Below are 24,420 nucleotides of genomic sequence, written 5' to 3'. Positions count from 1 at the left end.
GATGAAACTCAACCAGCACAATCTCCCCCGCCTGGCGGTCGCCCGCCCCAGCTACGACCCGGCCCAATTGCGCCAGGGCATCGTGCACATCGGCGTCGGCGGCTTCCACCGCGCCCACCAGGCCGCCTACACCGACGCCCTGATGAACCTGGGCGAAGGCCACGACTGGGCCATCTGCGGCGCCGGCCTGCGCCGCGAAGACCGCGCCATGCGCGACGCCCTGGCCGCGCAAGACCACCTCTACACCCTGTTCGAACTGGGCGACCAACCCGACACCCAAGTCCGCGTGATCGCCGCCATCAACGGCATGCTGCTGGCCGAGGACGGCGCCGAAGCACTGCTGGCCAAGCTCGCCGAACCCGGCATTCGCATCGTCTCGCTGACCATCACCGAAGGCGGCTACTGCATCGACGACAGCACCGGCGAATTCCGCGCCGACCTGCCGCAGATCCAGCACGACCTGGCCAATCCGCAAGCCCCACAAAGCGTGTTCGGCTTCCTCTGCGAAGCCCTGCGCCGCCGCCGCGAGAACGGCAGCGGGCCGTTCACCGTGATGTCCTGCGACAACCTCCCGCACAACGGCGACGTCGCCCGCAAAGCCCTGCTGGCCTTCGCCCACCTGCAGAACCACGACCTGGCCCGCTGGATCGACGGCCACGTCAGCTTCCCCAATGCCATGGTCGACCGCATCACCCCGATGACCAGCCCCGCCCACCGCCAGCAGTTGCTCGAACGCCACGGCGTCGACGATGCCTGGCCGGTGGTGTGCGAGCCGTTTTTGCAATGGGTGGTGGAAGACAAGTTCGTCGCCGGCCGCCCGGCCTGGGAGCAGGTCGGCGTGCAGTTCACCGACGACGTCACGCCTTATGAGGAAATGAAGATCAAGCTGCTCAACGGCAGCCACCTGGCCCTCACCTATCTGGGCTTCCTGCAAGGCTACCGCTTCGTCCACGAAACCCTCGCCGACCCGCTGCTGCGCCGCTATATGCGCACCTTCATGGACCAGGACGTAACCCCGCAACTGGCCCCAGTGCCGGGCATCGACCTTGAGCGCTACAAGCACAGTCTCACCGAGCGCTTCGCCAACCGCGCCATCGCCGACCAATTGGAGCGCGTGTGCTCCGACGGCTCGTCGAAATTCCCCAAGTTCATCGTGCCCACCGCCAACCGCCTGATCGCCGACGACAAGCCCCTGGAGCGCGTGGCCCTGGTGGTGGCCGCCTGGGCCCTGTACCTGCGCGGCGAGGACGAACACGGCACCCGCTACAGCATCCCCGACCCCCGCGCCGCCGACTGCCAGGCACGGATGGCGCAGCGCGACGGCCTGGCCGCCCGGGTGCTCGGCGACGAGGCGATCTTCGGCACGGCCATCCCCGCATCCAAAGCCTTCGTCAGCGCCTTCGAGCGCCTGTACGACAGCTTGCGCGAAATCGGCGTGAGTGAAACCCTGCGCCAGGTCCTCGGCGACTGACACGGAGGCCTTTAAAATGGACGGACTGTTCCTCGGCATCGACTGCGGCACCCAGGGCACCAAGGCCCTGGTGCTGGACGCCGGCAGCGGCCAGGTGATTGGCCTGGGCAGCGCCGCCCATGCCCCACCCCAAGGTCGCGATGGCCGGCGCGAGCAGGACCCGGCCGATTGGCTAGAGGCCTTGGGTGCTGCGGTATCCTCTGCATTGCATGAAGCTGGCGTAAATGGCCAGGCGATCCGCGCCGTGGCGGTATCCGGCCAGCAACATGGCCTGGTGTTGCTCGACGCCCAAGGCCAGGTACTGCGCCCGGCCAAGCTCTGGTGCGACACCGAGAGCGCGCCCGAGAACGCAGAATTGCTCGATGCCCTCGGCGGTGCACAAGGGTCACTCGAACGCCTCGGGCTGGTGATCGCGCCGGGCTATACCGTGTCCAAATTGCTGTGGACCAAGCGCCAATATCCCGAGCTGTTCGCCCGCCTCGCCCATATCCTGCTACCCCACGATTACCTCAATTACTGGCTGACTGGTCGCGCCTGCACGGAGCCCGGCGACGCCTCCGGCACCGGCTATTACGATGTGCGCCGCCGCACCTGGGCGCCCGATGTCCTTCAGCACATCGAGCCAGGCACACGTCTTTTGGCCGCGCTACCCGAACTGGTCGACTCCGGCGATTGCATCGGCACCCTGCGCGAACAGGCCGCCACTGCCCTCGGCCTGAGCCCACGGACATGGGTGGCCACGGGCGGCGGCGACAACATGCTCGGCGCCATCGGCACCGGCAATATCACCCCCGGCATGATCACCCTGAGCCTCGGCACCTCCGGCACCCTGGCCGCCCATGCCGACCAGCCCCACGTCAGAGCCTTGGGCGAAGTGGCGACCTTCTGCGCCTCCAGCGGCGGCTGGCTGCCGTTGATCTGCACCATGAACCTCACCAGCGCCTGCGCCCTGGTGCGCGACCTGCTGGAGCTCGACCTCGACCGTTTCACTGAGCTCGCCGCCCAAGCCCCGATCGGCGCCGACGGCCTGCTGATGCTGCCGTTCTTCGACGGCGAGCGCGTGCCCGCGTTGCCCGAAGCCACGGCCAGCCTGCACGGCATGACCAGCGCCAACCTGACCCGCGCCAACCTCTGCCGCGCCGTGCTCGAAGGCACCTGCTTCAGCCTGCGTCACGGCCTCGACCTGCTGCGCGCCAGCGGCCTGCCAGGCAGCGAAATCCGCCTGGTCGGCGGCGCGGCGAAAAGCCCGCTGTGGCGCCAGGTGCTAGCCGACCTGCTCGGCCTGCCGGTGGTATGCCCCCAACAGACCGAAGCCGCCGCCCTGGGCGCCGCAATCCAGGCCGCCTGGAGCCTTAGCCGCCAGCTGGGCCAAGGCGACAGCCTCGCAGCCTTGTGCGAGCGCTGCGTCGCCCTCGACGAAAGCACCCGCACCCTGCCCCGCCCGGCGCAACAGGCCGAGTACGAGGCCGCCTATCAACGTTACCGGGAGCAACTGCCTGCGCGCTGAGTGCGGGTATCCTGCCCTTATCTATCGTTCTGGAGAACTGCATGTACCTGGTGTGTGGCGAGGCCCTGTTCGATGTCTTCAGCCTGGAAAACAGCAACCGCAGCAGCGAGCTGGGGTTTACCGCGATTGCCGGCGGCTCGCCGTTCAACGTGGCCGTCGGCCTGCGCCGGCTGGGCGTGGAATCGGCGTTGTTCGGCGGGTTGTCCAGCGACTACCTCGGTGCCCGGCTGCGGCGGGTGCTGGAAGAGGAACGGGTGGACTGCCGCTATGTGGTGACCAGCGATGCGCCGACCACCCTGGCTATGGTCGGGCTGGATGCCAATGGCTCGGCGCAGTATCAGTTTCGTGGTGAAGGCTGTGCGGATCGGCAGGTGACACTGGCGCATCTGCCGGTGCTGGATAAGCGTGTGCGGGGAATCCATGTGGGTTCGTACACCCTGGTGGTGCAGCCCGTGGCCGATACGCTGTTGGCGCTGGTGCAGCGCGAGCGCGACCGGCGGCTGATCAGCCTGGATCCGAATGTGCGGCTCAATCCGCAGCCGGATGTGGCGTTGTGGCGGCGGCAGGTGGAAGCGTTTGCCGGGCATGCGCATGTGATCAAGGCCAGTGAGGAAGATATTGCCTTGCTCTATCCAAGTCAGGAGCCTTATGACGTAGCACGTGACTGGCTGAACGAGCGCTGCCGGTTGGTTTTTGTCACTCACGGTGCTGACGGTGCCAGTGTGCATTGCGCGCATGGCTCATGGCAGCGCCCGGCGGATACTTCGTTGCCGGTAAGCGACACCGTGGGTGCTGGTGATACCTTCCAAGCGGCGGTGCTTGCCTACATGGCACGCATCGGAGCAGACAGCCCGGCCGGCGTGGCGAATCTCCCCCATGAAACCATCGATGCGATCCTCGCCTACGCGATCCATGCCGCAGCAATCACCTGCTCCCGAACAGGCCCGAATCTGCCCTTCGACCATGAGCTGCCGCCAATAGCCTAACCCAAGATAGACACCGCCGCCCCTCGTTGCGGGAGCGGTCTTGCGTCGCGAAAGGACCGCAAAGCGGTCCCAGCGATTTCAGCCCAAACCACCATCACGGCCTCAACCACTCCAACCACTCAAGCGCTGCGTCTAGAAGGCATTGCCCCACAATGCAGAAGCACCCCAGCCAACGCCGCCCACCCTACAATGATGTTTTCCCTGACAAACTCCGGCTGATACCCAAAAAACAAAAACCGGTCAAACTCCAGGACTCTCATGTAGTAAGTGATAAAGAACAGATTATAAATCAGACAAATACAAAACAACCCGTAGCCGAGACGCGGGCCTGAACACTTGGCGCGCAAGACAAATGCCGAGCACACGCCAAGCGCTACGCACACGACAAACAGCCAAGCCATTATCTATCCCTCAACTCGACGATAACCTGTCTAAGCCTGTCGAGCCTGCTCCTCACGATTCACCTGCGCCTTGCTCCGAAGATAAGCCACCCGACTCAACAACGAAGACGGTATGGGCTGGATTCCCTCCGGGTTCTTGGCAATGTCAGTGTGCACAAGCTGAAGAAAGGCCATGTCGGCCCCCGGTACGTCATGCTCAGCAGCTAGAAACGCCTCCTTCGGCTTAGATTCGAACATCTTCTGCCCCTCCGCCTAGACCATACGGCAACCACCGCATGTGCAACGTGATCAAAGATAAAAAGAGTGCAGCCTACAAAAACGACAACAGACCGTATGCCGGACGCCTCCCAAAATATTCGCTACTCACGAAACACTCTGTTTACTGCACCCAAGCGCTACAAGCCCTTGGCCATTAGCACAACCGCCCTAATCGACCCTACTCACCCAGCGCTCGTATAGTCCCTCCTTGATTACATAAATCGGGAAAGGACTCCATGCGTCACAGCCTTCCACTCCCCTGCCGATGGCTCGCCATCCTGACCATGGCCTGCAGCACCCCGGCCCTGGCCGAACAAGCCTCAGGCGACTACTGGATCATCTACGGCAAAGGCGAACGCCTGCACAACGAGGTCTACGTCGCCGATGCCGCCGGCATCCTGCAAAAGCCCGGTGGCGTGCAATCAGCTCAGGTCATGCAACTGTTCGAAGACCCGGCCTTCCCGACCCTCGCCGCCTACGAGGTGCAGGTCAAATGCAAACAGCGCCAGATCCGCCTGGACAGCGCCCGGGCGATACGTCGCTTCGACGGCGCCGTGCGCGATGTGAAAACCAACGCCAAAGACTGGGTCGCACCGAAGGACTACTGGCTGCAGCGCACCTTCGCCTTCGTCTGCGCCCCTGACAATCGCGCGCGCAACCAGATGCTGTCGATCGGCAAGATGCCAGCGGCGAAGATGGTCGCCACCATCCAGGCCATGTTCATCCAGTTGATTGGCGTGCAGGCCAACAGCCAGGCGGTGCAGGAGCTGGACGACATGCTGGCGAACACCCCACGATGAGCACCCGCCCCCTGCTGGTCCTTTGCCTGCTGCTGCCTGCGCTGGCCGGCTGCATCCCGACCCTACCGGAGATTCTGGCGGGTAACCAATGGCAAGGGCGCGACGCCAAGCAGGCCATCGACTTCTTCGGCCCGCCGATGCGCATGGAGCCATTGCCCGGCGGCGCTGGGGTGCAGTTGGGCTGGTATCGCGATACCACCTACGTGCGCAAGGAAGTGGTCGGCAGCACCGCCGAGATGCAAGGCAACGTGATGGTCCATACCAACTACTGGGACGACGTGGCCCATCCTGGCGGCTGCACGATCCTGATGTCGGTGGACAAAGCGCGACAGATCAACGACTTCTCCACCAAAGGCCGCTGTAACGGTGTGGACCTGGCGCCATAGCGGCTTGGCGAAACGTGGGAGCAGGCCTGTGGGATCGGGCTTGTGGGCGCGGACTCGTAAGAGCGGACTTGTATAAGCGGACTCGTGGGAGCGGGCTTGCCCCGCGATAGCGCCCGCCCAGACAACCAAGCCTCCAGCCAGACACCCTCCCCCTACTCAGCCCCCCGCCCAACCATCAACCCATGATTCACATCCTGGGCCAACGCCTTGGCCATGCCACTGAGGTAATGCACCGCCGTCAGCAGCGTAGGCAGATGATCAGTCTCCACCATCGCCAGATCGCTGATCTTGTGCACCGCACACATCAGCACGGTCGCCTGCTCCACCGCATGGTCCAGCGGATGCCCCGCCACCACGCGAAACAGCGGGTCTTGCACCCCCACCTCTGCGCCTTCGCCGAAATGCCCGACGCCGGTGGTGGCGAGTTTCTTGATGCGCGGGGTTTGCAATTCCTTATCCATACCATTCCTCCTGCGGCCCCGCGAACAGCGCGGGGCCTGATCGGTGAACAACAAGTGCGAGCCCAGGCTCGCCAGGTCAATGCCGGGATTGCACGCGGCTCAGCGCCACCTCCACCAAGGTGCGGGCGCTGTCGATTTCGTGCATGGCGGCGAGGGTCAGGACCTGGCCTGGGGGTTTGGCGTGGAGCAGGACGGTCTGCTGACTGACGGTCAGGGCGCAGACGAGGTATTCGGAGATCTGGACCAGGAGGTCTTCGAGGGTGTGGGTGGTGTATTTGTCGTGTAGGGGTGGATCGGGGACGATCTTTAGCATGTTGTTTCTCCGTCTCGGTGGAGCCACCACACCCTGCTGTCAAACTGAGGGTGGCAGCTGTACGTGGGTTGACAGACCGAGGAGACGAAGAAAACCCGGCGCACACGAGGTGCCCCACGTACAGCCGCCATAACGGCTTGCTACGAGACTTCGTTCTACCTGCGGCCTGTCAAAGCCGGTCGCTGGATTGGTAGCGACTTGGCGAGACTAGACGGCTGGTGGGCGAGCGGCAACAGGCTGTAAGGCGGTAGGAGTATGTTTCGGAAAGGGACTACAGAGAAGAGGGAAAATCCGATTCGAGATTGCTTGGCCAGCGTCCCAAGGAAACAAAAACAGGTACGAATAGGACTGCCGACTAGAAACATATTGAAACAGCCCCCCCAAGTTACCCTGACAGACAGTGTTTGATCTGCGACTCTAGCGCCGTGCTGACACGGGACGCAGGCAAAGAGGTGACCCTGTTGGTCGGGCTGTTCAATGGCGCAATCAAGGTCGCTCAGCGTCCACATGAGGGGAGCGGCGATGCCGCTCTTCTCAGCGCAGCGGTCGCAGCCGCGTACCCGGAGACCCGGAAGGCGCCGGAGGATGTCGTACGGTTTCACTTCGCCGACTTCGACTGCCTGTGCCTACGATGCGGCGCTTTGCTCTATGAGACAGCAGAAAGTCAGGAGGGCCTTACCCAATAGCCGCACGCACACTGCCGTGCTTGCTCCAATCCGCCGCCTCGTTCTTGCGCAGATGCTGATCAATTAATGAGCGAACCTAGCCAACGTCTCATCGTCCAGCTCGTGTACCGAAGCCACGCTGGCCAAGGCATCATAGAAACCAGCTCATCGTCATTAAGACCAAGCTGATCGCCGCGCTCGCAGCATTATCCATACCCTCATTTCTTGCCCGCCACTTGGTGAACCGGTACCATCTGGCTCTATTTAGCGCATACCCATGAAGGGGCTGCGTCCCCCCCTGAGCGCAAAATGGCGCTCTTTTATTTTCCCCTTGGCGTGTTGGTTAGCTCAATGAATCACAAGGATTCAATCCCGGTCATCGACCTCTTTGCTGGGCCAGGTGGACTCGGAGAGGGATTCTCTTCCATCGGCGGTCATGAAAAGGGAACACGCAAGTTCAAGCTTCGTGTCTCGATCGAGAAGGATCCAGTCGCTCACGCGACACTCTCCCTACGCGCGCTGTTCCGCGCCTTTCCGAAAGGCGAAGTGCCTGAAGCTTACTACCAGTACACTCGGGGCGAGATTACCCGCGAAGAGCTATTCAAGCATCCGGACGTCCCGGCGGAAGCTGTGGAAGCGTCGCAAGAGGCAAAGCTCGCCGAACTTGGCAAAGATTCACATGAGGACATCGACCGTTGGATCAGTAAAGCCCTAAGTGGCGCAAGTGAATGGGTTCTCATCGGCGGTCCACCCTGCCAGGCGTACTCGGTAGCCGGCCGCGCCCGTCGTACCCGCGAGACCTTGGAGGAATTTGAGAGCGACGAGAAGCACTTTCTATACAAGGAATACCTGCGGATTATTCGCGAGTTCAGACCAACGATCTTCGTTATGGAGAACGTAAAAGGCATCCTGTCGTCGCAACACAGTGGATCGCACATCTTCCAACAGATTCTCGAAGACCTTTCGAGTCCCACAGGAGATCTTTCGTACCGCATACGCTCCTTTGTCGTCGCTGACGAATCGGAAAACCTGGATCCGCACGACTTCATCATCCAAGCCGAGCGATACGGTCTCCCACAAGCACGACACAGAGTCATCTTGTTCGGCGTTCGCTCTGATGTGGCATCGAACTGTCCCGCATTGCTGGAGCGTTCTCACAACTTGGTGCTGGAACCCAGTCAAACGGCCTTTACCGTTGGCCAAGCCTTATCGGGACTAGCCCCACTGCGTAGCAAGATCTCAAGGGGAGGAGACTCTCTTGAATCTTGGCTTGCGGCATTGAATGAGGCCAGCTCTATCCTTTTGCGCCCTTATGTAGCCGGTCGAGGTGATCTAATAGACACCATGCGAACTGCAGCGGCCAACGCACAGCGATTAAACTCAAACGGCAGTCGCTTCATACCTTGGAACGTAGCGCCAAAGATGAACCCCAAACAACGGGAGTGGTTCCTCGACCCCAGGCTTGGGGGAATCCTGCAGCATGAGGCAAGGAGTCATATGCGCTCTGATCTGCATAGGTACATTTTTGCTGCAGCCTTCGCAAAACTGTACGGAACCTCACCAAAAATACACCAATTTCCCGAGCAACTCCTGCCAGCTCATGAGAACGTCTCTTCCGCCTCAGTCCCCTTCAGTGACCGTTTCAGGGTTCAAATGGCGGATGCCCCATCTACGACTGTTGTTGCCCACATCGCCAAAGATGGCCATTACTACATACACCCAGATCCGAGTCAGTGCCGGAGCTTGACTGTTCGCGAAGCTGCACGACTGCAGACCTTCCCTGATAATTACTTCTTTGAAGGTAACAGAACACAGCAATACACACAGGTCGGAAACGCCGTGCCGCCACTTCTAGCGCGGAAAATCGCAGCTATCGTTGCAGCGGTCATCGACTCTTATCGGGCAGGGAAAACTCGCCAAAAATTGCAGGGCCTCTGATCCAGGCGGACAGCATATCGGGAAAGGCTACCAGCGCCTGAGAGTCTCGGGTCAGACATTCCCACACAACAACAACTCGCCAGCCTGCCTCTGCCAACGCTACCTGCACCCTTAGATCCCTCTCGACATTAGCCTTGAGCTTTCTCCGCCAGAACTCGGTGCGAGTGGAAGGGATCTTTGCCTTGGAACAACCTTGATGCATGTGCCAAAAGCAGCCGTGCACAAAAAGCGCCACCTTCCATTTGGGAAGAACGATATCGGGGACTCCGGGCAAGTCTTTTCTGTGCAGCCTGAAACGATAACCCGCTTTGAAAAGGACGCGACGTACAAGCATCTCTGGCTTGGTGTCCTTCCCCCGTATTCCCGACATCATTCGGCTGCGGACCAGTGCATTGACTATATCCGTCACAATCCTCCCCGACGCGTTTCCGGAATATCAATGGAAGGGGCAGTGAATGGGCGGGAAAACATGGTCTCTCGACACTCTAGACGCTTCGCCCATTCAGAGATCATTTTGCCGTTGGCGGTCTCATGAAGCCGATCATTGATCTCGCGAACCCAGATTTCAATCTGCTCAACAAGCTGAGGAGATACACCTTGTCTATTCCAGATCCGCTCGAGATCAAAAGACTCGCCATAAGTTTTTGAAACCAACGCAACAGTGTAAGCAGTAACGTTGGCGAGAAATGCTGGTACCAATGGCCGCGCCGTCTTATGGACTGCCTTGAAAAGTAATGCTTTCGAGACAACAGCCTTGAAATAGGCAACATCAGGAACGAAAACCTTCCCTTCAGCTTCCACTTCAGCCATGCCAGACATGAATCGATCAAAGCACTTCTGTGCGCCAAGGCTGACAACGTCAGCTTGGCCATCCCACGCCATGAGATATTTTGCCAGCTCGGTTTTTGTAATTTTCCTCGAGGTCGGTACGGATTCCTTCAGCGCTCGAAGTTTGCCAGGGGTTACCCCCTCTCGGGCAAGAAGAGTGCTGTAACTGCCTGCTGCCCTCTCATAGAACCAGCGCCCAGTACCGTCAGGGCAGTAGACTGAGAGCGACAACCGCTCAATATCGACATGAAACGGCTTATTGGCAGACAGGTCTGATTGACGGACAGAGTTTTGACTATTTGCATATCGCGATATATCGGAAACAAGAGACTCCTCTTTGGAGGGATCCTCCTCTTTCATGACAATGATCTTGGCTGGCACGCGAACCCTACTCAGATCCGTATCAGCATATTTTTTTTTGGCAAAGAAAATTGATGCAGTAGTCTGCCCGCCATTAACGATTTGCATCCCCCGCAACCAAACTATACCGGGCGAACCATCTGCGGCACGGTCAAGCCGCATTTCATCAGCGACCAATACAATTCCGTTGTTGTATGCCATGAACCTTTCCGGGGCATTCCGGAGGGTATTCTGAAGCCCAGCATTCACACCCCGGGCCTTCACGCTCAAGAATGAGCGAACATTGGCCTCAAGTAGACGAGAGCCGAACTTCTCATAGACAAACCGAAGCGCCTCCCCCGGAATTGCAGTCAGTGCATAGTCATAGTCCCCGGTGTCACCTGGAACAAAGACACAGGGTAGCGGGGAACCGGATACCTCATTGAAGTCAACGACAAGCTCATCACGTGGCTTACCTTCGGAGCGATGCCGAAATAACCGTTCGATGTCCATGACTTCAAGCTTCACGTACTTTCCACCAACGTCTCGAGCTTTGAAGCTCTTCGACTTGGCGATACCGTCCGTAAGTACGTAGACACGGACCTGCTCAAGCCCGTCGTAAATCTCCCGAATCGTCAGCGCAAGGGAGTGGACGTCGCTTGACGGATCCAGCTTATCGGCGATGCGCCCTGCCGCACAGAGCTCCAAAAAGCGAACACACTGAGCCGCCGCCGTCTTCACATCTTGCTCTGGTATCGGCTTCAGGCCCTCGAAACCCTCGTAGAGGCTTACAAACAGGTCAAGCTGATCGGCCTCTTCAGACATGGCGTAGCCGCTCAAACGCAGATTCGCATTGCCGACCTTCCCTTGAAAGTGACAGATGACCGGCTCGAAGGTCATTCCGGCATCAGCCAGGTGCTGCATCACTACTTCAGAGAAAACGAGCTCAGCAAAGGGGGATCCGTCGCTCATCTGAGCCGTTATCTCGCCCCTAGTCTCAGCGAAGAATTCATCAAGCGTCATCCGTTACTCCTAGCAGCTTTAAAGCCACGTCGAGGTCCACGAGAAAATCCCCGGCGTGATCAAGATTGGTTTCGTAAATGGCTCGTGTGACACCAGCTGGCACGGCTCCCACCGTCAGCCGTGGAAAGCCCGCAGACACGGAGAAAGTCCGCCTCTCCTTCGGCTCGAATTTTCGGGAGTATTGGCCCGCGTGGGCGTCTGAGTAACCAGCGACCATGAGCCTCTCATGCAGGAAGTCGATCAACTCAAGCTCACCGCCCAGACGTCGTTTGACCTCACCAACCATCTCGGGAAGGGTCGCGCCACCCTCTCCCCTAGCGAACCGGACAGCCATAAGGAACAGCGGCGAGGCAACTGCATCGTCCAACTGCTCCAACGAGCCTATCTTCACCGGAAAACCGGACGAAGACATCGTCGCCTTGACTTCTATAGCTCCGTCTCCCAAAAGGAAATCCTGAGGGGCGTCGTCGGGCCCGACCCAACCCTGGAGGATCGTCTCCGGAGAAATCCCCGCGTCGAAAAGAACGCCCATGAAGAAGAGCTCTCCCGCCAGACCGAGTTCCGCCTCGGGGCTGAGAGGCCCCGCGCCGCGGGACATGAACTGCTGCCACATGCGCACACGGCGCAGCATGGTCCGCAGAACGGCGGCCTCGCCCTCCGCCACACAGCCGTCCATGGCTCCGGCGACATCAACGACCATTTCCACGAACAGCTCGGGACTTCCCGACTCCTTCCGGGACAGCGCTATCCAAGTCTTGCCATCGCCGCGGGGATCCGCCCGAACGACCTCGAACCCCCGGCCCTCGGGCAGCCGCTCGGACGAACCGAGACGGGCCGTCGGAAAGCGAGCCAGAAGAGCTTCCTCGTTACCTGGGAAGCGCCGAGCAGCCAAAAGCTCGCACTCACCAACGGGAGTCACAGCGATACCACGCCAGCCACTCCCCTCCTCACCGCGCCCGGAGAGCGCCTCCCAGGCGGAGGCGAACTCGTCAATCGGCCGGGGCATATTCGGTCTCCCAGAGAAGGTGATCCACCTCGTACTTGACAGTGGTCGTCGAACGACTGGCGGGGAAGCTGGCCCCGAACCCAATGACCGGCAGAGCATCGCCCACGAAACCAGCCCCTTTCGGATCGATGGGATATAGCAGCAGAAGCCCTCTCTCGGGGTGATTGGGGACACCATCGGCGCCAAGTCCGCGCACCCTCCTAACACAAGGGCCGCTAGGCGACTTAGGAGGTTCCTTTCCAGTCTCTTCAGTTCCTCTCGCGGGGTCCTTCGCTCGGTCTTCAAGGGTAAGTTTCAGGGCAGCCATCCATGCTTCTTCGTCGAGGTCAATTGCCTCATCTCTGGACGACAAAAGTCGGCCAATGGAATAGTAGTCCCCCTTGGAAGCTGGGTTCTGGTTTCGAGTGACCATATGTTCCAGTGCATACTTTCCGCAGAAGAGACTGGGCCCGCCGCCTTCACTTCCATCTTTTGCACCAACAAGCGCAATGGTCCAAGACGTAAGTTCGCTCTTGGTCGCCATGACCTTCACGAATTCGGCCAAGACCACACTGTTCACCTTCCTTGCCGCCGGGTGAGTCAAGTACCCGGAGAAAAACTCAATCACATGCTCTGAAGGAACGCTCTCCCAGAGGAACCCTTTCCACTCCTGACTAGCCGCACCTCGTTTACGCGAAATGACGCCACTGCCCTCGGTCGGTAAACCGGCAGCGTCGAGCAGCCTCTCCATAACTCCGAGATTCTTCTCGATAATGGAGATGTCGCGATGGAAGGCGACAGTTTCGAGGACCGACCCGCAGAAGGAGACTTGCAAGGTCTTGGCACTGCGCATCTTGATCGGTGAGGTCACCATGAGGACTGGATGCGACTGGACCTTCATGCCATAGTTCTCCGGCGTGGCATGGACCTTTGCCATGGTGTCGAACTCTTGGCGAAGCTCCTCGGCCGCGTCGGCTATGTGGCCGAACCACTCGACGAGATCTGAAGTCGTGTAAAGGCGGCACAAATCGAGGTACCCAGGACGGTAGCCGAACCAGCGCCCCATCTGCATCAGGGTGTCGTACATCTTTGTGGAGCGCACGAAGTAGCTGACGCAGAGGCCTTCAAGAGTCAGCCCCCGGGCGAGCTTGTCGCCGCCGACGGCGATGACCTTTAAGCCGGTTTCCTCGCGCTCGGCATAGTCAAGGACGTCCCCGGCCGAACCGTTAATAGCCCTGACGCTGTTCGCAAGATCTTCAAGAACTTCGGGAAGCACTGCCTCGACATCCTCCCACTGGGGAAGGTCGAACTCGACTTCCGCCGCTCCCATAGCCGTCGCCACGGCGGCCGATGTTGGAACGAAGTCGGATTCCCATAGCTCGCGCCACTCGACCATCAACTTATCCCTCTCCGCCTGACCGAACCCTCTAATCCGGTTGCGGAAGCGTTTCACGAGCTCGTCGACCTGGCGTCGCACCTCTTCCTGGACAGCGGTGTAGCGCGTCACGTGAATCAGCATTGAACAGTGCCTGCGGCCCTCACCACGTAAAACGCGGACAGCGCAGGCCAGGACAAAAACGGATACAGCTTCCCTGAGGGACGGTGGTACCTCGTCGCGTCCCTCGAACATGGGCACATGGGTCTTGTCATGGCGGGGCGGCATCCAGCCGTCCTCGCCTCGAGCGTCCGTCTGATCATACACCTCCCGGGTCAGCGGCAGGCCACCGTCTCTACCCTCAGTCGAGCGCAGTCCGAAGACACGGGCGGGGCCAACGTAGTTCGAGGGGGCAGAGATGTTGATGATGAAGGACTGCGGAAACAGGTCGGGACCCTCTTCCTTGGTCGCCTTGCGTCGATCAATGAAGATGTTTGCGAACGGCGTGGCGGTGTACCCGACATATGCCTTCCGGGAGAAGGAGTGAAGAATTTTTCGGATTCGGCTGTTAATGGCCTTCGGCTGATACTCGTCGTCTACCGTACCGTCCTTGTTCACGACTTGATCCCCCGTGTCGACCGACGCATGGTCTGCCTCGTCGTCGATTAGAAGCAGAGGGAAACCTGAAACGAGCGGACGGCCGTCGGCATCCTTGGAGTCCGCGACGTGGTTGCGAATCCATTTGAGGAGGCGGTCTAGCACCGTCTTGTTCTTCTTCACCACAAATAGCCAGGGACGCTGCTCCGGGGTAATGGCCAGGTGCTTCGCGACTTTGGTGTTGAAATCCCCGTTGTCGGAGCGATTCGTCGCGCAGTTGGGGCGAATCTCAGCGTCACGACCGTTCTCGCCGACGCCGATGTAGCGGACTACGTCATTCTTCGCGGAGGTCTCGTAGCCGAGGAAGCCTTCCTCCAAACGAATTTGAGTCTGCGAGCGCAGGTTGTTGTGCAGACCGGCGAGGACGATGACGATCTTGTAGCCCGCATCGGCTGCCTTGCATATCAGCCCCGTGTAGTTACCTGTCTTACCTGACTGGACGTGCCCGACAACGAGCCCGCGGCGATCCCAGCATCCCTCACGCAGAGGATCTTCGAGCAGCTCCAATACTTTGTTGGTCGCGTCATCCAAAGCGTCCACGGCCTTGACGGACATCTTGCCCTCTAAGAAGTCGCGATAGCGCTGCCAGTAGCGCCAATCCTTCCTGCGGGCGGCGGTAAGCCAGTCCTTGTGGCCGGTCTTGTCTGAAAGAGTGGATGCCCCGCCGATCCATAGGCTGAATCTACGAATGAGCTCCGCGACCACCTCCTTCCTGTCGATGTTATCGCCCGGGGCCATGTGAGTCGCCACGAAGTCGACCTTCTCGGCGATCAGGGTCGGCGTGACCGCGCCCTTCTCCATGGCCTCGGCCAAGAACGTCTGGGCGGCGCTTACGACCCGCTGATACACCTTACTCTGCTCTTCCGTCATACTGCGTTCCCTTCGTCAGGCGTTGCCGCGATATCCAGGAGGCTCGCGACGAGATTTGGATAGATTTGGAAAGGCTCCGTAGAGGACAGGGCTCTGACGGCCGCCTCCGGACTCATGCCACGTCGCCCGATCATGTCCCTGAACAGGGTCAGAAGCACGGTCTTGACGCCATCGGGGGCCGTTTCGGCCTCTCCCGAGAAGCCAGTTCTCGGGGTCTCCTTGTTCTCGGCAGTATCGAGCCATATCCGCTGAACAGGGACGGTCTCTTCTATTACCCGGAGCATCGCCCGGACAAGGTCAGCTTTGTCACCAACCGCCTCTATGACTGCAGCTACCGCCGGATGCCCCTCCTCAATGCGGTAACGCACACCGCCTCTGAGCCTATCGACACGCCATGCTTGTTGCTCGACCTTGAGGCCACCCGGTCCTGGCATTGGCGCGCCACGAAAGGCAAAAACCCTTCTAGCTCTTTCTCGAGTATCCTCAGCCAACTTGGTAAGCCATGGGCGCACCGTTACAGGTGGCCGTGCGGTTGACTTCTTGACATCAATCTTCCAAGTGGAGTCAGCCGTGTTGGGGATATCCAACCTGATTCTGGCGAGCCGCTGAGGCTCCTCCCGATTCCACGAGCGCCCCTGCCCAAGCCCAAGCCACCCTCCTGCCAGAAGCAAACGGTGGTTTCGGTACACGTAAAAGCCCTGCTGGGATGTCCACCCTTCTGGCCCACCTGCTTTACGGTATTCCTCCTCGGAGATCCGATCTTTGTGTGGCAGAACATGGCATTGAGCCTCAACGAGACCGGACGGAGTGAAAATCTGAGCGACCGGTGATTGCCACGGTTTCGCAGGGTGGCCTGTCATGAAGGGATCCCAAGGGCTCACCAATCTGTCGTTGATGAACAGCCGAAAAATCGGGCTTGGACCTTCCAGCAAACGATGGAACACCATTGCCAAACGTAGCTCTACGCCGTCGACCAAGCCCGCAAAGTGGTCGAGGTCATAGCCGGGTGTAACAATGCGATCCAATCGCTCCCAGAGGACGATCGTTCCATGACAGAGAGTCTCGATTGGCTCAACGAACGCATCGGAACCAAAGGCCGGCCCCTCAAACATCTTCCAACCGTCCGGCGATGCCGCAATGGCATCAAGATCCCAACGCAAACAGGAAATGGGGCCATCCATCCTTCTGGATGCGACAGTAAGACAGCGACATTGAGAGAAGGAGCCAGTCTTCAAACCCATCCCGAAACGACCGAGATCAGTGGGTGCACGCTCATCAAGAGGACTCTTGGCACCAAGAGTCATGGCTGTCTCCAGTTCGGCGTCATCCATTCCACGGCCGTTATCCAAGATGGATATCCGGCTGTCCTGCCCACCCCATTCAAATTTCACACGAACCTCTGTTGCCCCGGCTGAGACGCTGTTATCAATCACATCTGCCAAAGCAGCTGCCGTCGAGTAACCGAGGCCACGCAGGGCTTCCAGCATCGCCCCTGCTCGTGGCGGAGCAAATCGGGTTTTCACGTTCATTTGACGTAGGTATTTCCTAAATGAAGGGCAAATTCGGCATTCATGAGCTTCCGGGCAATACTGCGAATAGCGGCATCTGATCGTGCCGCAAACGACACGCAGATATGTCCGCCATGGGAGCGAGCGTCCTCTACTGTAAGCCCTAACATTCGAGCCCCTTCGAGAGCTCGGAAAGCAGCTCATGTTGACGCTCGGATACTGCCTCAGGGCTTCTCGCCGACGCAGATTGCTCGCCCGATTGGAGAATATCCTTCAACGGATCAGCGAGCTGTTGAGCACACATCACCTCTCCAGAAAACTTATCTTCGGACGATTGTGGCATTTCCGGTGAGGAGGAACGGGGTGCGAGGAGACGCTTCCACTCAAATTGATCGCCCATGTACAGGGCAAGCTTTTCTTTCCTTGCAGGGGTGGATAATTTCCCCAAAGCTTTTGATTCTATTTGTCGAATCCGCTCGCGAGTAACATTGAATCGAAGCCCCACTTCCTCCAATGTCATGGGTTCCTCGCCCCCAAGACCAAAGCGAAGCTTTATTACCTCAGCGGCACGCTCATCAAGGCTACCAATAACCTTGAGAATGAGCTCCCGAAGAGAGTTTCCCTCAACTGCAGAAGCAGGATCCGAAGTCTCAAACTCCACTACGGTGTCGATATGAGGAAGTCCAGTATCTCTGCTGGCCTCATCCAAGGAGAGCACATCATCAAAAGCTGCCAGGAGAAATCGGACTTTATCGATGGGCATCCCTATCCGACGCGACGTCTGGATTTCGGTTTCAGGGCGCCCTGTTTTGCTTTCATATAGCGCCCTCTGGCGCAGGATAGGCAAGGCTTCTTTGTGAACGTGCACCGGAACGCGAATGGTCCTAGCCTTGTTTTCGATTGCGCGAGATATCTGCTGACGGATCCACCACATTGCATAAGTGGAAAATCTAAATCCCTTTCGCCAGTCATAGCGCTCAACGGCCTTGATCAGGCCGATATTCCCCTCCTGCACCAGATCATCGAAGGGAAGTTCAGACCACATATATTTCCTAGCTGTGGAATACACCAAGCGCAGATTAGCGAGGATCATCCGCTCCCTCGCACCGACCTGGCGCCGAACGGCAGATACGAAAGTCTCGCCCACCGGGTCGGTTGCTTTACGTGCAAGCTCTAACAGGAAGCCTCTTGAAAGACCCGCTGCTGCAAGTGCTGAGCGCACTCGGACTTGATCTCCGCCCGCAGATCGTGCTTCTGAGATTGCGGAGAGGAAAGCTGCCCCCTTTGGATCAGAGGCTACTTCTTCATCTTTTTCGGCATCGTCCTCAATTGCCACCGCCCCAATGCTCTCCTCATCTACCTCACCGGGCACAGTCTCCCAACTAAATGTTCCATTATCAGCTTCTCCACGAGCAACCCTATCAGCAGCCTCGAAAACCATAGAAAGGCCCGCGGGCCAGTCAGAAAGAACGTCCAACGCCTGAGCCCCGGCCTCCTCCATCTCACGTCCCAAAGAAATTTCCTCTTCGGCCCGAAGCAGGTCAGCTTTGAGTCCTTTTACGTAGTATCGCAAAGGGTCGTTGCGACCAGATGCCAAGTCCTCTGCAAACTCCAAGGTCTCAATTAACAACAGCTCCTCTTCGGCCGTTGGCTCAGCCAGATCCGACTGATAAGCCCACGCCCCGGATTCGTCGATCAGCGCACCCATATCGCCCAGAACAAAGGCCAGCAATCGCTCAGACTCTTCGTTGCGACAGTCGTCAGCCCCTCGACAGACCTCGATAAGATCGGCTTCGGATACAGCACCGTCACGCAGTGCTCGGAGTAGCAAACCACGAACGCCTTCGCCCTCATCATACGCCAACGGAAGCGCCCTGATGGGGAGGAACAGGTCAATGTCGTCCCATTCCACATCAGTATCGATAGCTTTGTGCCGACCGATCACTTCCTGAAGGGCACTGGTTCCCTTGGTAACAGTATCGTCACCCTTCGGGGCAACAGCCTCCGGCTCCGCTAACCAATCGCTTTCAAATCCAGACTCAAGAGGTTCGTCGTCAATATCGATGAGGTTAGACAGCCTTCCCATAACGACGGGGAAGGCTTGTTTGACGGTGAGCGACTCCTCCACATTCAGAAAAGGCCCTTCACCAGAGGTAGAGGATCTAGAAGTAAAACGGCCATCAACATCAGCTACTTTTTTGAACTGAGTTTCCCTACAGACCCGCTCATCCTCCGCTTTGCTGGAATCAAACTCTCTAGGGAGGGAGGCCTGACAGGTATCTGCCTTTGTGGCATTGGCGTGGGTTGATTCACCCGGCAGGGACGAAGCCTCTCCGGGCACCTCGCTCTCTTTTATCGGGTCCAGAACATCCAGAGCATTTCGCAGCAGAGTGATACATTCATAACATCCCCCCTTCTCCGCGTAGGCCAGGGTGCTAATCCCTTGAGAGTCGAGCAGTGCCGGATTGGCTCCAGCAGTCAAAAGAAGCCGAACAACACCCTTTTTTCTTCTTGCGGCGGCAAGCATAAGAGGAGAGGCGCCGGCGTTGTCCCGGGCGTTTAGGTCATCGCCCCTAGCGATATGAAGCTTGACGGCGACCTCAACGCCAGCTATCGACGCCATTCGGAGTAAAGGGTTCATCGTCACAAGCGTGCCCCCCTCATACACGCGCTCTCCCAACAATAACTTGGGAAGTGGATTTGCTGCATCCGACAGTATTCAGGGGTGACTCCTTGTCCATGGTCCAGTCCTAAACGGCATGAAAAGTCGCAATCACCCTCACGAGTATACGGACTCAGGCCGAACAAGGGCGACGCAAAATCGACGCGCCCAATCGATAGATGAAGCGGGTTAGCGGCTATCCCTGACGCCACTGCGGCACTCCGTAATGATACTGCGGTCACAATATCCACCGGTCTTAATTGGGTAAAGCCTGAGAGGTGGCTGGCCAGTGTTTTTTTGTACATTTGTACATATTTCAGCCAGCGACTCAGGCAGCTTATACGTCGAGTTGCCGCCAACCCGCCCATGATGTTCTACTATCAGAACATTCCCGTCCTTAGGCATCAGGCTCCCTCGGGCCTTAAGCGCAGATGCTGAGCATCCTTGACGAGATACCTCACTACCTTATGTACATGGCGCCGAATCCCTCGATCACTCCTCTTGATGCGACCGATACCACACTCGTCTCCATACTGCTCCTTGTCGTGGTTACAGCTATGCAAATAGCCTTGGCCACGGGTGATGTCTTCCCACAACTCGCCTAGCCGGATGGCCTTGTAGACATCGCCACGCACCTCGTTGCCATTGAAGAAGTAAGCGGCATGGATATGGTAGCCCCTGTCCTCGTGGTGATCACCTTGCTCGACCGAGTAGATGTGGCCGATGAGATGCTCGAAGATCGGGCCCCGTCTGTGCTCGTAGATCAGAACATCCGGGTCATCGAACACGTGCTCGGCACATAGCCTGGCCTGCGCCTCAGCACGTAATGGGAGTCGACCCCGACGATGGTGACACGCGAGTAGAGTTCACATAAGGCATCGCCATAGTCGCAGACTTGGATCTCCTGCTTCCTGACTTGGCGGCGGCGGTCATGCGTCCGGCAGAGATACCACTGTTCACGAGTCAACTGACGGATCCGGGCGACCAAGACGTTCATGCTGCGATGATGATCCAGGTAGCCCATACCGTTCTCATTCAGACAGACAGGCCCACCAGTACCATGCTCCAGCCCGATGTCATGACAGGCCTCCCTGAACGCTTGCAGGTGCTCGCTGTAGTCGAAGGGCACACGATCATCGAACAAGTCGACCATCTGCTTGATGTGCGTCAAGTACCGGGAGAGCCTGGCCTCTTCGACACGCTCGTAACCCTTACGAGTCTGCATAATTCGGCATGCCTGGTGAGGCAGAGTCTTCGATGACTTGGACAAGTTGCTCGATCTGGAGGGCAATGTCAGATTGAGACAGGTGAGTGGAGGTCTTGCGATTGTTCATGGTAGGTACCTGATTGGCTGTTGTTCATATCAGGTACGTGATGTGTTTCTTTTTACTGGCCTAGCCTCCTGTTGGTAGTCGGCACTGATTCTTTGTGACTTTTACTATTGACATATTTGAAAAGATAGTTAATAGCTATATCAATAGATGCAGCCCTACCCTATACAGACCTTCCCAATCAGCCCGAACGATAGGGAGCAATACTGCAAGGCCTATCGAGAGATTTTGCGCATTGCATGATGGGTGAGTTAGCTGAGTGTCACTCAGGTTTAGCAGAGCTTCAAGGTGGCCTAAACGCTGACGAGGCCGGTAGGAGATACTCAGATTAGAGCTAACGGTGACCAAAACGCAAAAATCTTGGCAGAGAGATAAAACCATCAGGCATAAAAAATCCAGTCACCGCTAAGTGACTGGATTATTTGGAGTATTTTGGTCGGGACGGAGTGATTCGAACACTCGACCCCTTGCACCCCATGCAAGTGCGCTACCGGGCTGCGCTACGCCCCGACATCATTCTCGATACCGCTGAGAACGTTGAAGAATTTAACCTAACCTTTTGAATAATGGAAGCTTTTTTTCAAAAATTTCCACTCGTCGCCAACCAGGTCACTTCTTCAGCACCACCAACACATCCTCCAACTCCGCAATCATCTGCCGAATCAGCTGCTTGTACTGGCTGGACTCATCCTTGACCTCATCACTGGAGAGCCGTAACCGCGCCCCGCCAATGGTAAAGCCCTGGTCATACAGCAAAGCGCGGATCTGGCGGATCATCAGCACGTCTTGGCGCTGATAATACCGCCGGTTGCCACGGCGCTTCACCGGGTTGAGCTGCGTGAATTCCTGCTCCCAGTAGCGCAGCACGTGCGGTTTTACCGCACAGAGCTCGCTGACTTCACCAATGGTGAAGTAGCGTTTGCCCGGGATGGGGGGCAGCTCGTCGTTATGGCTTGGTTCCAGCATAGGCCTCTACCCGGGCTTTCAGCTTCTGCCCTGGACGAAAGGTGACGACGCGGCGCGCGGTGATCGGGATCTCTTCCCCTGTCTTAGGGTTGCGGCCCGGCCGCTGGCGTTTGTCGCGAAGGTCGAAGTTGCCGAAACCGGACAACTTGACCTGCTCGTTGTCTTCAAGCGCGTGCCGAATTTCTTCGAAAAACAGCTCGACCAGCTCCTTGGCCTCACGCTTGTTAAGCCCCAGCTCCTCGTACAGCCTTTCGGCCATCTCAGCTTTCGTCAGAGCACCCATGCCGTTATTTCCTTAACGTGGTGTTCAACCTTTGTTCAAGCGAGGTGAGGATTGTTTGCAGGGTTTCATTCACCTCATCGTCGTTAAGAGTGCGCGATGGATGTTGCCAGGTCAAGCCGACCGCCAGGCTTTTTCTATCAGGATCAATGCCTTTACCTTGGTAGACGTCAAACAGCCTGAGGTCTGTGAGCCATTCGCCTGCATTGTCACGAATTACTTCAAGCACCGAGCTAGAAGCTACATCACGACCTGCGATCAAGGCCAGGTCACGGCGGGTTTCCGGGAACTTGGACAGCTCGCTGAACTTCGGCAGGCGCCCTTCCACTACATCACCGAGCACCAGCTCGAAGACGAACACCGGGCGGTCGAGGCCGAGGGTCTTGGCCAGCTCCGGGTGGATGGCGCCAAGGTAGCCGACTTCCTTGCCGTCGCGCTCGATGCGGGCGGTCTGGCCTGGGTGCAGGGCTGGGTGCTTGCCGGCGACGAAGCTGAAGTCGCTCAGGGCGCCGGAATAGCCCAGCAGGGCTTCCACGTCGGCTTTGACGTCGAAGAAGTCGATGCCGTCGCGGCCGTTGGCCCAGCCTTCTGGCTGGCGGCTGCCGGTGACGACGCCGGCGATCATCGGCTGCTGCTTGAGGTCACCGAGCTGGCCGACGAAGCGCAGGCCGCTTTCGAACAGGCGCACGCGGTCTTGCTGGCGGTTGAGGTTGTGCTGCATCGCCTTGACCAGGCCCGGCCACAACGAAGCGCGCATGGCGGCCATGTCGTTGGAGATGGGGTTGGCCAGCAGCAGCGGCTCGACGCCTGGGGTGAACAGCTCGAACAGTTTCGGGTCGATGAAGCTGTAGGTGATGGCTTCCTGGTAGCCGCGGGCGACCAGCAGGCGGCGCAGGTTCGGCAGCTCGCCACGGGTTTCCGGACGGGCTTGCGGGGCCAGGCGGGCCTGCGGGTAGCGGACCGGCAGGTTGTTGTAGCCGTACAGGCGGGCCAGCTCTTCGATCAGGTCGACTTCCAGGCTGACGTCGAAGCGGTGGCTTGGGACGGTGACAGTCCACTGCCCTGCCCCACTTGCGCTGGTCTTCAGCTCCAGGGCGTTGAGCAGCTGCTCGACCTGGGCGGCTTCCATCTGCATGCCGAGCATCTGGGTGATACGTTCGTCGCGCAGGGTGATCGGCGCGATGTTCGGCAGGTGCTGCTCGCTCACGGCCTCGACTACGGGGCCGGCTTCGCCGCCAACGATCTCCAGCACCAGGGCGGTGGCGCGCTCCATGGCTTCACGGGCCAGTTGCGAATCGACGCCGCGCTCGTAGCGGTGCGAGGCATCGGTGTGCAGGCCGTAGGAACGGGCCTTGCCGGCGACGGAAATCGGCTCGAAGAAGGCGCTTTCCAGGAACAGGTCGCGGGTCTTCTCGGTGTTGACGCCGCTGTGCTCGCCACCCATCACGCCGGCAATGGCCAGGGCGCGGGTGTGGTCGGCGATCACCAGGGTGTCGGCGCGCAGGGCAACTTCCTGGCCGTCCAGCAGGACGAGCTTTTCGCCCTCCTCGGCCATGCGCACGCGGATGCCGCCGTTGATTTCGGCGAGGTCGAAGGCGTGCATCGGCTGGCCGAGTTCGAGCATCACGTAGTTGGTGATGTCGACGGCGGCGTCGATGCTGCGCACGTCGCTGCGGCGCAGGCGCTCGACCATCCACAGCGGGGTCGGCTTGCTCAGGTCGACGTTGCGGATGACGCGGCCCAGGTAGCGTGGGCAGGCGGCCGGGGCGCTGACTTCGACCGGGCGCACTTCGTCGTGGGCAGCCGGTACGGCTGGCACCGCCGGGCGGGTGACCGGTACGTCGTACAGGGCGCTGACGTCACGGGCCATGCCGGCGATGGACAGGCAGTCACCGCGGTTCGGGGTCAGGCCGATCTCGATGCTGGCGTCGTCCAGGTTCAGGTACTGACGGATGTCCTGGCCAACCGGGGCGTCGGCCGCCAGTTCCAGCAGGCCGTCGTTCTCTTCGCTGATCTGCAGTTCGGCCGCCGAGCAGAGCATGCCGAAGGATTCGACGCCGCGCAGCTTGGCCTTCTTGATCTTGAAGTCGCCAGGCAGTTCGGCGCCGATCATGGCGAACGGAATCTTGATGCCTGGGCGGGCATTCGGGGCGCCGCAGACCACCTGGAAGGTTTCCGCGCCGTTGCTCACCTGGCACACGCGCAGCTTGTCGGCGTCCGGGTGTTGTTCGGTGGTGAGGATCTCGCCCACCACGATGCCGCTGAACTGGCCGGCAGCGGGGGTCACGCTGTCGACTTCGAGGCCGGCCATGGACAGGCGGGCGACCAGTTCGTCACGGGAGACTTGCGGGTTTACCCAACCGCGCAGCCACTGTTCACTGAATTTCATGCTGTTCTCCTGAAAGTTGCG

The 24,420-nt window shown here is 59.0% G+C and carries 19 protein-coding genes and 1 tRNA gene; 6 read left to right on the top strand and 14 right to left on the bottom strand.

Annotation, left to right across the window (positions count from 1 at the left end):
• Position 1: 1 nt before the first annotated feature.
• The 5 genes from ABZO33_RS06795 (at position 2) to ABZO33_RS06775 (ending at position 5,809) form a co-directional block, all read left to right on the top strand.
• Positions 2-1,471 (top strand): mannitol dehydrogenase family protein, encoded by a 1,470-nt coding sequence (locus ABZO33_RS06795; RefSeq protein ID WP_414535371.1) that lies wholly within the window; start codon positions 2-4, stop codon positions 1,469-1,471.
• A gap of 16 nt (positions 1,472-1,487) precedes the next feature.
• Positions 1,488-2,978, top strand: coding sequence for a xylulokinase (gene xylB, locus ABZO33_RS06790; protein WP_414535370.1), 1,491 nt, complete (start codon positions 1,488-1,490; stop codon positions 2,976-2,978).
• Positions 2,979-3,019: 41 nt separating this feature from the next.
• A complete protein-coding gene (locus ABZO33_RS06785; RefSeq protein WP_414535369.1) occupies positions 3,020-3,964 on the top strand; it encodes a carbohydrate kinase family protein in 945 nt (314 codons plus the stop codon).
• A gap of 895 nt (positions 3,965-4,859) precedes the next feature.
• Positions 4,860-5,423, top strand: coding sequence for a hypothetical protein (locus ABZO33_RS06780; protein WP_414535368.1), 564 nt, complete (start codon positions 4,860-4,862; stop codon positions 5,421-5,423).
• Positions 5,420-5,809: a hypothetical protein gene (locus tag ABZO33_RS06775; RefSeq protein WP_414535367.1), complete on the top strand. Its 390-nt coding sequence runs from the start codon at positions 5,420-5,422 to the stop codon at positions 5,807-5,809. The genes ABZO33_RS06780 and ABZO33_RS06775 overlap by 4 nt, the downstream gene beginning before the upstream one ends.
• Before the next feature lie 152 nt (positions 5,810-5,961).
• Here ABZO33_RS06775 and ABZO33_RS06770 read toward each other — a convergent pair whose 3' ends face one another.
• A complete protein-coding gene (locus tag ABZO33_RS06770; protein ID WP_414535366.1) occupies positions 5,962-6,270 on the bottom strand; it encodes a DUF3077 domain-containing protein in 309 nt (102 codons plus the stop codon).
• A 76-nt stretch (positions 6,271-6,346) separates the two neighbouring features.
• Complete coding sequence (locus ABZO33_RS06765) at positions 6,347-6,583, bottom strand: hypothetical protein (RefSeq protein WP_028688843.1); 237 nt, start codon at positions 6,581-6,583, stop codon at positions 6,347-6,349.
• A gap of 974 nt (positions 6,584-7,557) precedes the next feature.
• Here ABZO33_RS06765 and ABZO33_RS06760 point away from each other — a divergent pair.
• Positions 7,558-9,186 (top strand): DNA cytosine methyltransferase, encoded by a 1,629-nt coding sequence (locus ABZO33_RS06760; protein ID WP_414535365.1) that lies wholly within the window; start codon positions 7,558-7,560, stop codon positions 9,184-9,186.
• Here ABZO33_RS06760 and ABZO33_RS06755 read toward each other — a convergent pair.
• The 12 genes from ABZO33_RS06755 to pheT all read right to left on the bottom strand — a co-directional run bounded on the left by ABZO33_RS06755 (position 9,134) and on the right by pheT (position 24,399).
• Positions 9,134-9,595, bottom strand: coding sequence for a very short patch repair endonuclease (locus ABZO33_RS06755; RefSeq protein ID WP_414535364.1), 462 nt, complete (start codon positions 9,593-9,595; stop codon positions 9,134-9,136). The two genes, ABZO33_RS06760 and ABZO33_RS06755, sit on opposite strands and share 53 nt — an antisense overlap.
• Complete coding sequence (locus ABZO33_RS06750) at positions 9,592-11,376, bottom strand: AIPR family protein (protein ID WP_414535363.1); 1,785 nt, start codon at positions 11,374-11,376, stop codon at positions 9,592-9,594. Before ABZO33_RS06750 ends, ABZO33_RS06755 begins: the two co-directional genes overlap by 4 nt.
• A complete protein-coding gene (locus tag ABZO33_RS06745; RefSeq protein ID WP_414535362.1) occupies positions 11,366-12,382 on the bottom strand; it encodes a PD-(D/E)XK motif protein in 1,017 nt (338 codons plus the stop codon). Before ABZO33_RS06745 ends, ABZO33_RS06750 begins: the two co-directional genes overlap by 11 nt.
• A complete protein-coding gene (locus tag ABZO33_RS06740) occupies positions 12,366-15,263 on the bottom strand; it encodes a Z1 domain-containing protein (protein WP_414535361.1) in 2,898 nt (965 codons plus the stop codon). Before ABZO33_RS06740 ends, ABZO33_RS06745 begins: the two co-directional genes overlap by 17 nt.
• Positions 15,260-16,750, bottom strand: coding sequence for an ATP-binding protein (locus ABZO33_RS06735; protein WP_414535360.1), 1,491 nt, complete (start codon positions 16,748-16,750; stop codon positions 15,260-15,262). Before ABZO33_RS06735 ends, ABZO33_RS06740 begins: the two co-directional genes overlap by 4 nt.
• A 184-nt stretch (positions 16,751-16,934) precedes the next feature.
• Positions 16,935-19,412, bottom strand: a complete 2,478-nt coding sequence (locus tag ABZO33_RS06730; protein ID WP_414535359.1) for a sigma-70 family RNA polymerase sigma factor — start codon at positions 19,410-19,412, stop codon at positions 16,935-16,937.
• A gap of 425 nt (positions 19,413-19,837) precedes the next feature.
• On the bottom strand, positions 19,838-20,221 hold the full coding sequence (locus tag ABZO33_RS06725) for a hypothetical protein (RefSeq protein WP_414535358.1): 384 nt from the start codon (positions 20,219-20,221) through the stop codon (positions 19,838-19,840).
• On the bottom strand, positions 20,197-20,658 hold the full coding sequence (locus ABZO33_RS06720; RefSeq protein WP_414535357.1) for a hypothetical protein: 462 nt from the start codon (positions 20,656-20,658) through the stop codon (positions 20,197-20,199). The genes ABZO33_RS06725 and ABZO33_RS06720 overlap by 25 nt, the downstream gene beginning before the upstream one ends.
• A gap of 539 nt (positions 20,659-21,197) precedes the next feature.
• Positions 21,198-21,274: transfer RNA gene (locus ABZO33_RS06715), tRNA-Pro, on the bottom strand.
• 99 nt (positions 21,275-21,373) lie between these two features.
• The gene (locus tag ABZO33_RS06710) at positions 21,374-21,730 is read right to left on the bottom strand and encodes a MerR family transcriptional regulator (RefSeq protein ID WP_023629031.1); all 357 of its coding nucleotides are present in this window, start codon (positions 21,728-21,730) and stop codon (positions 21,374-21,376) included.
• On the bottom strand, positions 21,711-22,013 hold the full coding sequence (ihfA, locus tag ABZO33_RS06705; RefSeq protein WP_009394049.1) for an integration host factor subunit alpha: 303 nt from the start codon (positions 22,011-22,013) through the stop codon (positions 21,711-21,713). Before ihfA ends, ABZO33_RS06710 begins: the two co-directional genes overlap by 20 nt.
• Before the next feature lie 4 nt (positions 22,014-22,017).
• Complete coding sequence (gene pheT / locus ABZO33_RS06700; protein WP_414535356.1) at positions 22,018-24,399, bottom strand: phenylalanine--tRNA ligase subunit beta; 2,382 nt, start codon at positions 24,397-24,399, stop codon at positions 22,018-22,020.
• Positions 24,400-24,420: the final 21 nt, after the last annotated feature.

Source organism: Pseudomonas sp. CAM1A (assembly GCF_047501685.1).
Classification (GTDB): Bacteria; Pseudomonadota; Gammaproteobacteria; order Pseudomonadales; family Pseudomonadaceae; genus Aquipseudomonas.
The sequence above is the reverse complement of the archived record's forward strand: the minus strand, read 5'-3'. Positions and strand labels throughout refer to the sequence as shown.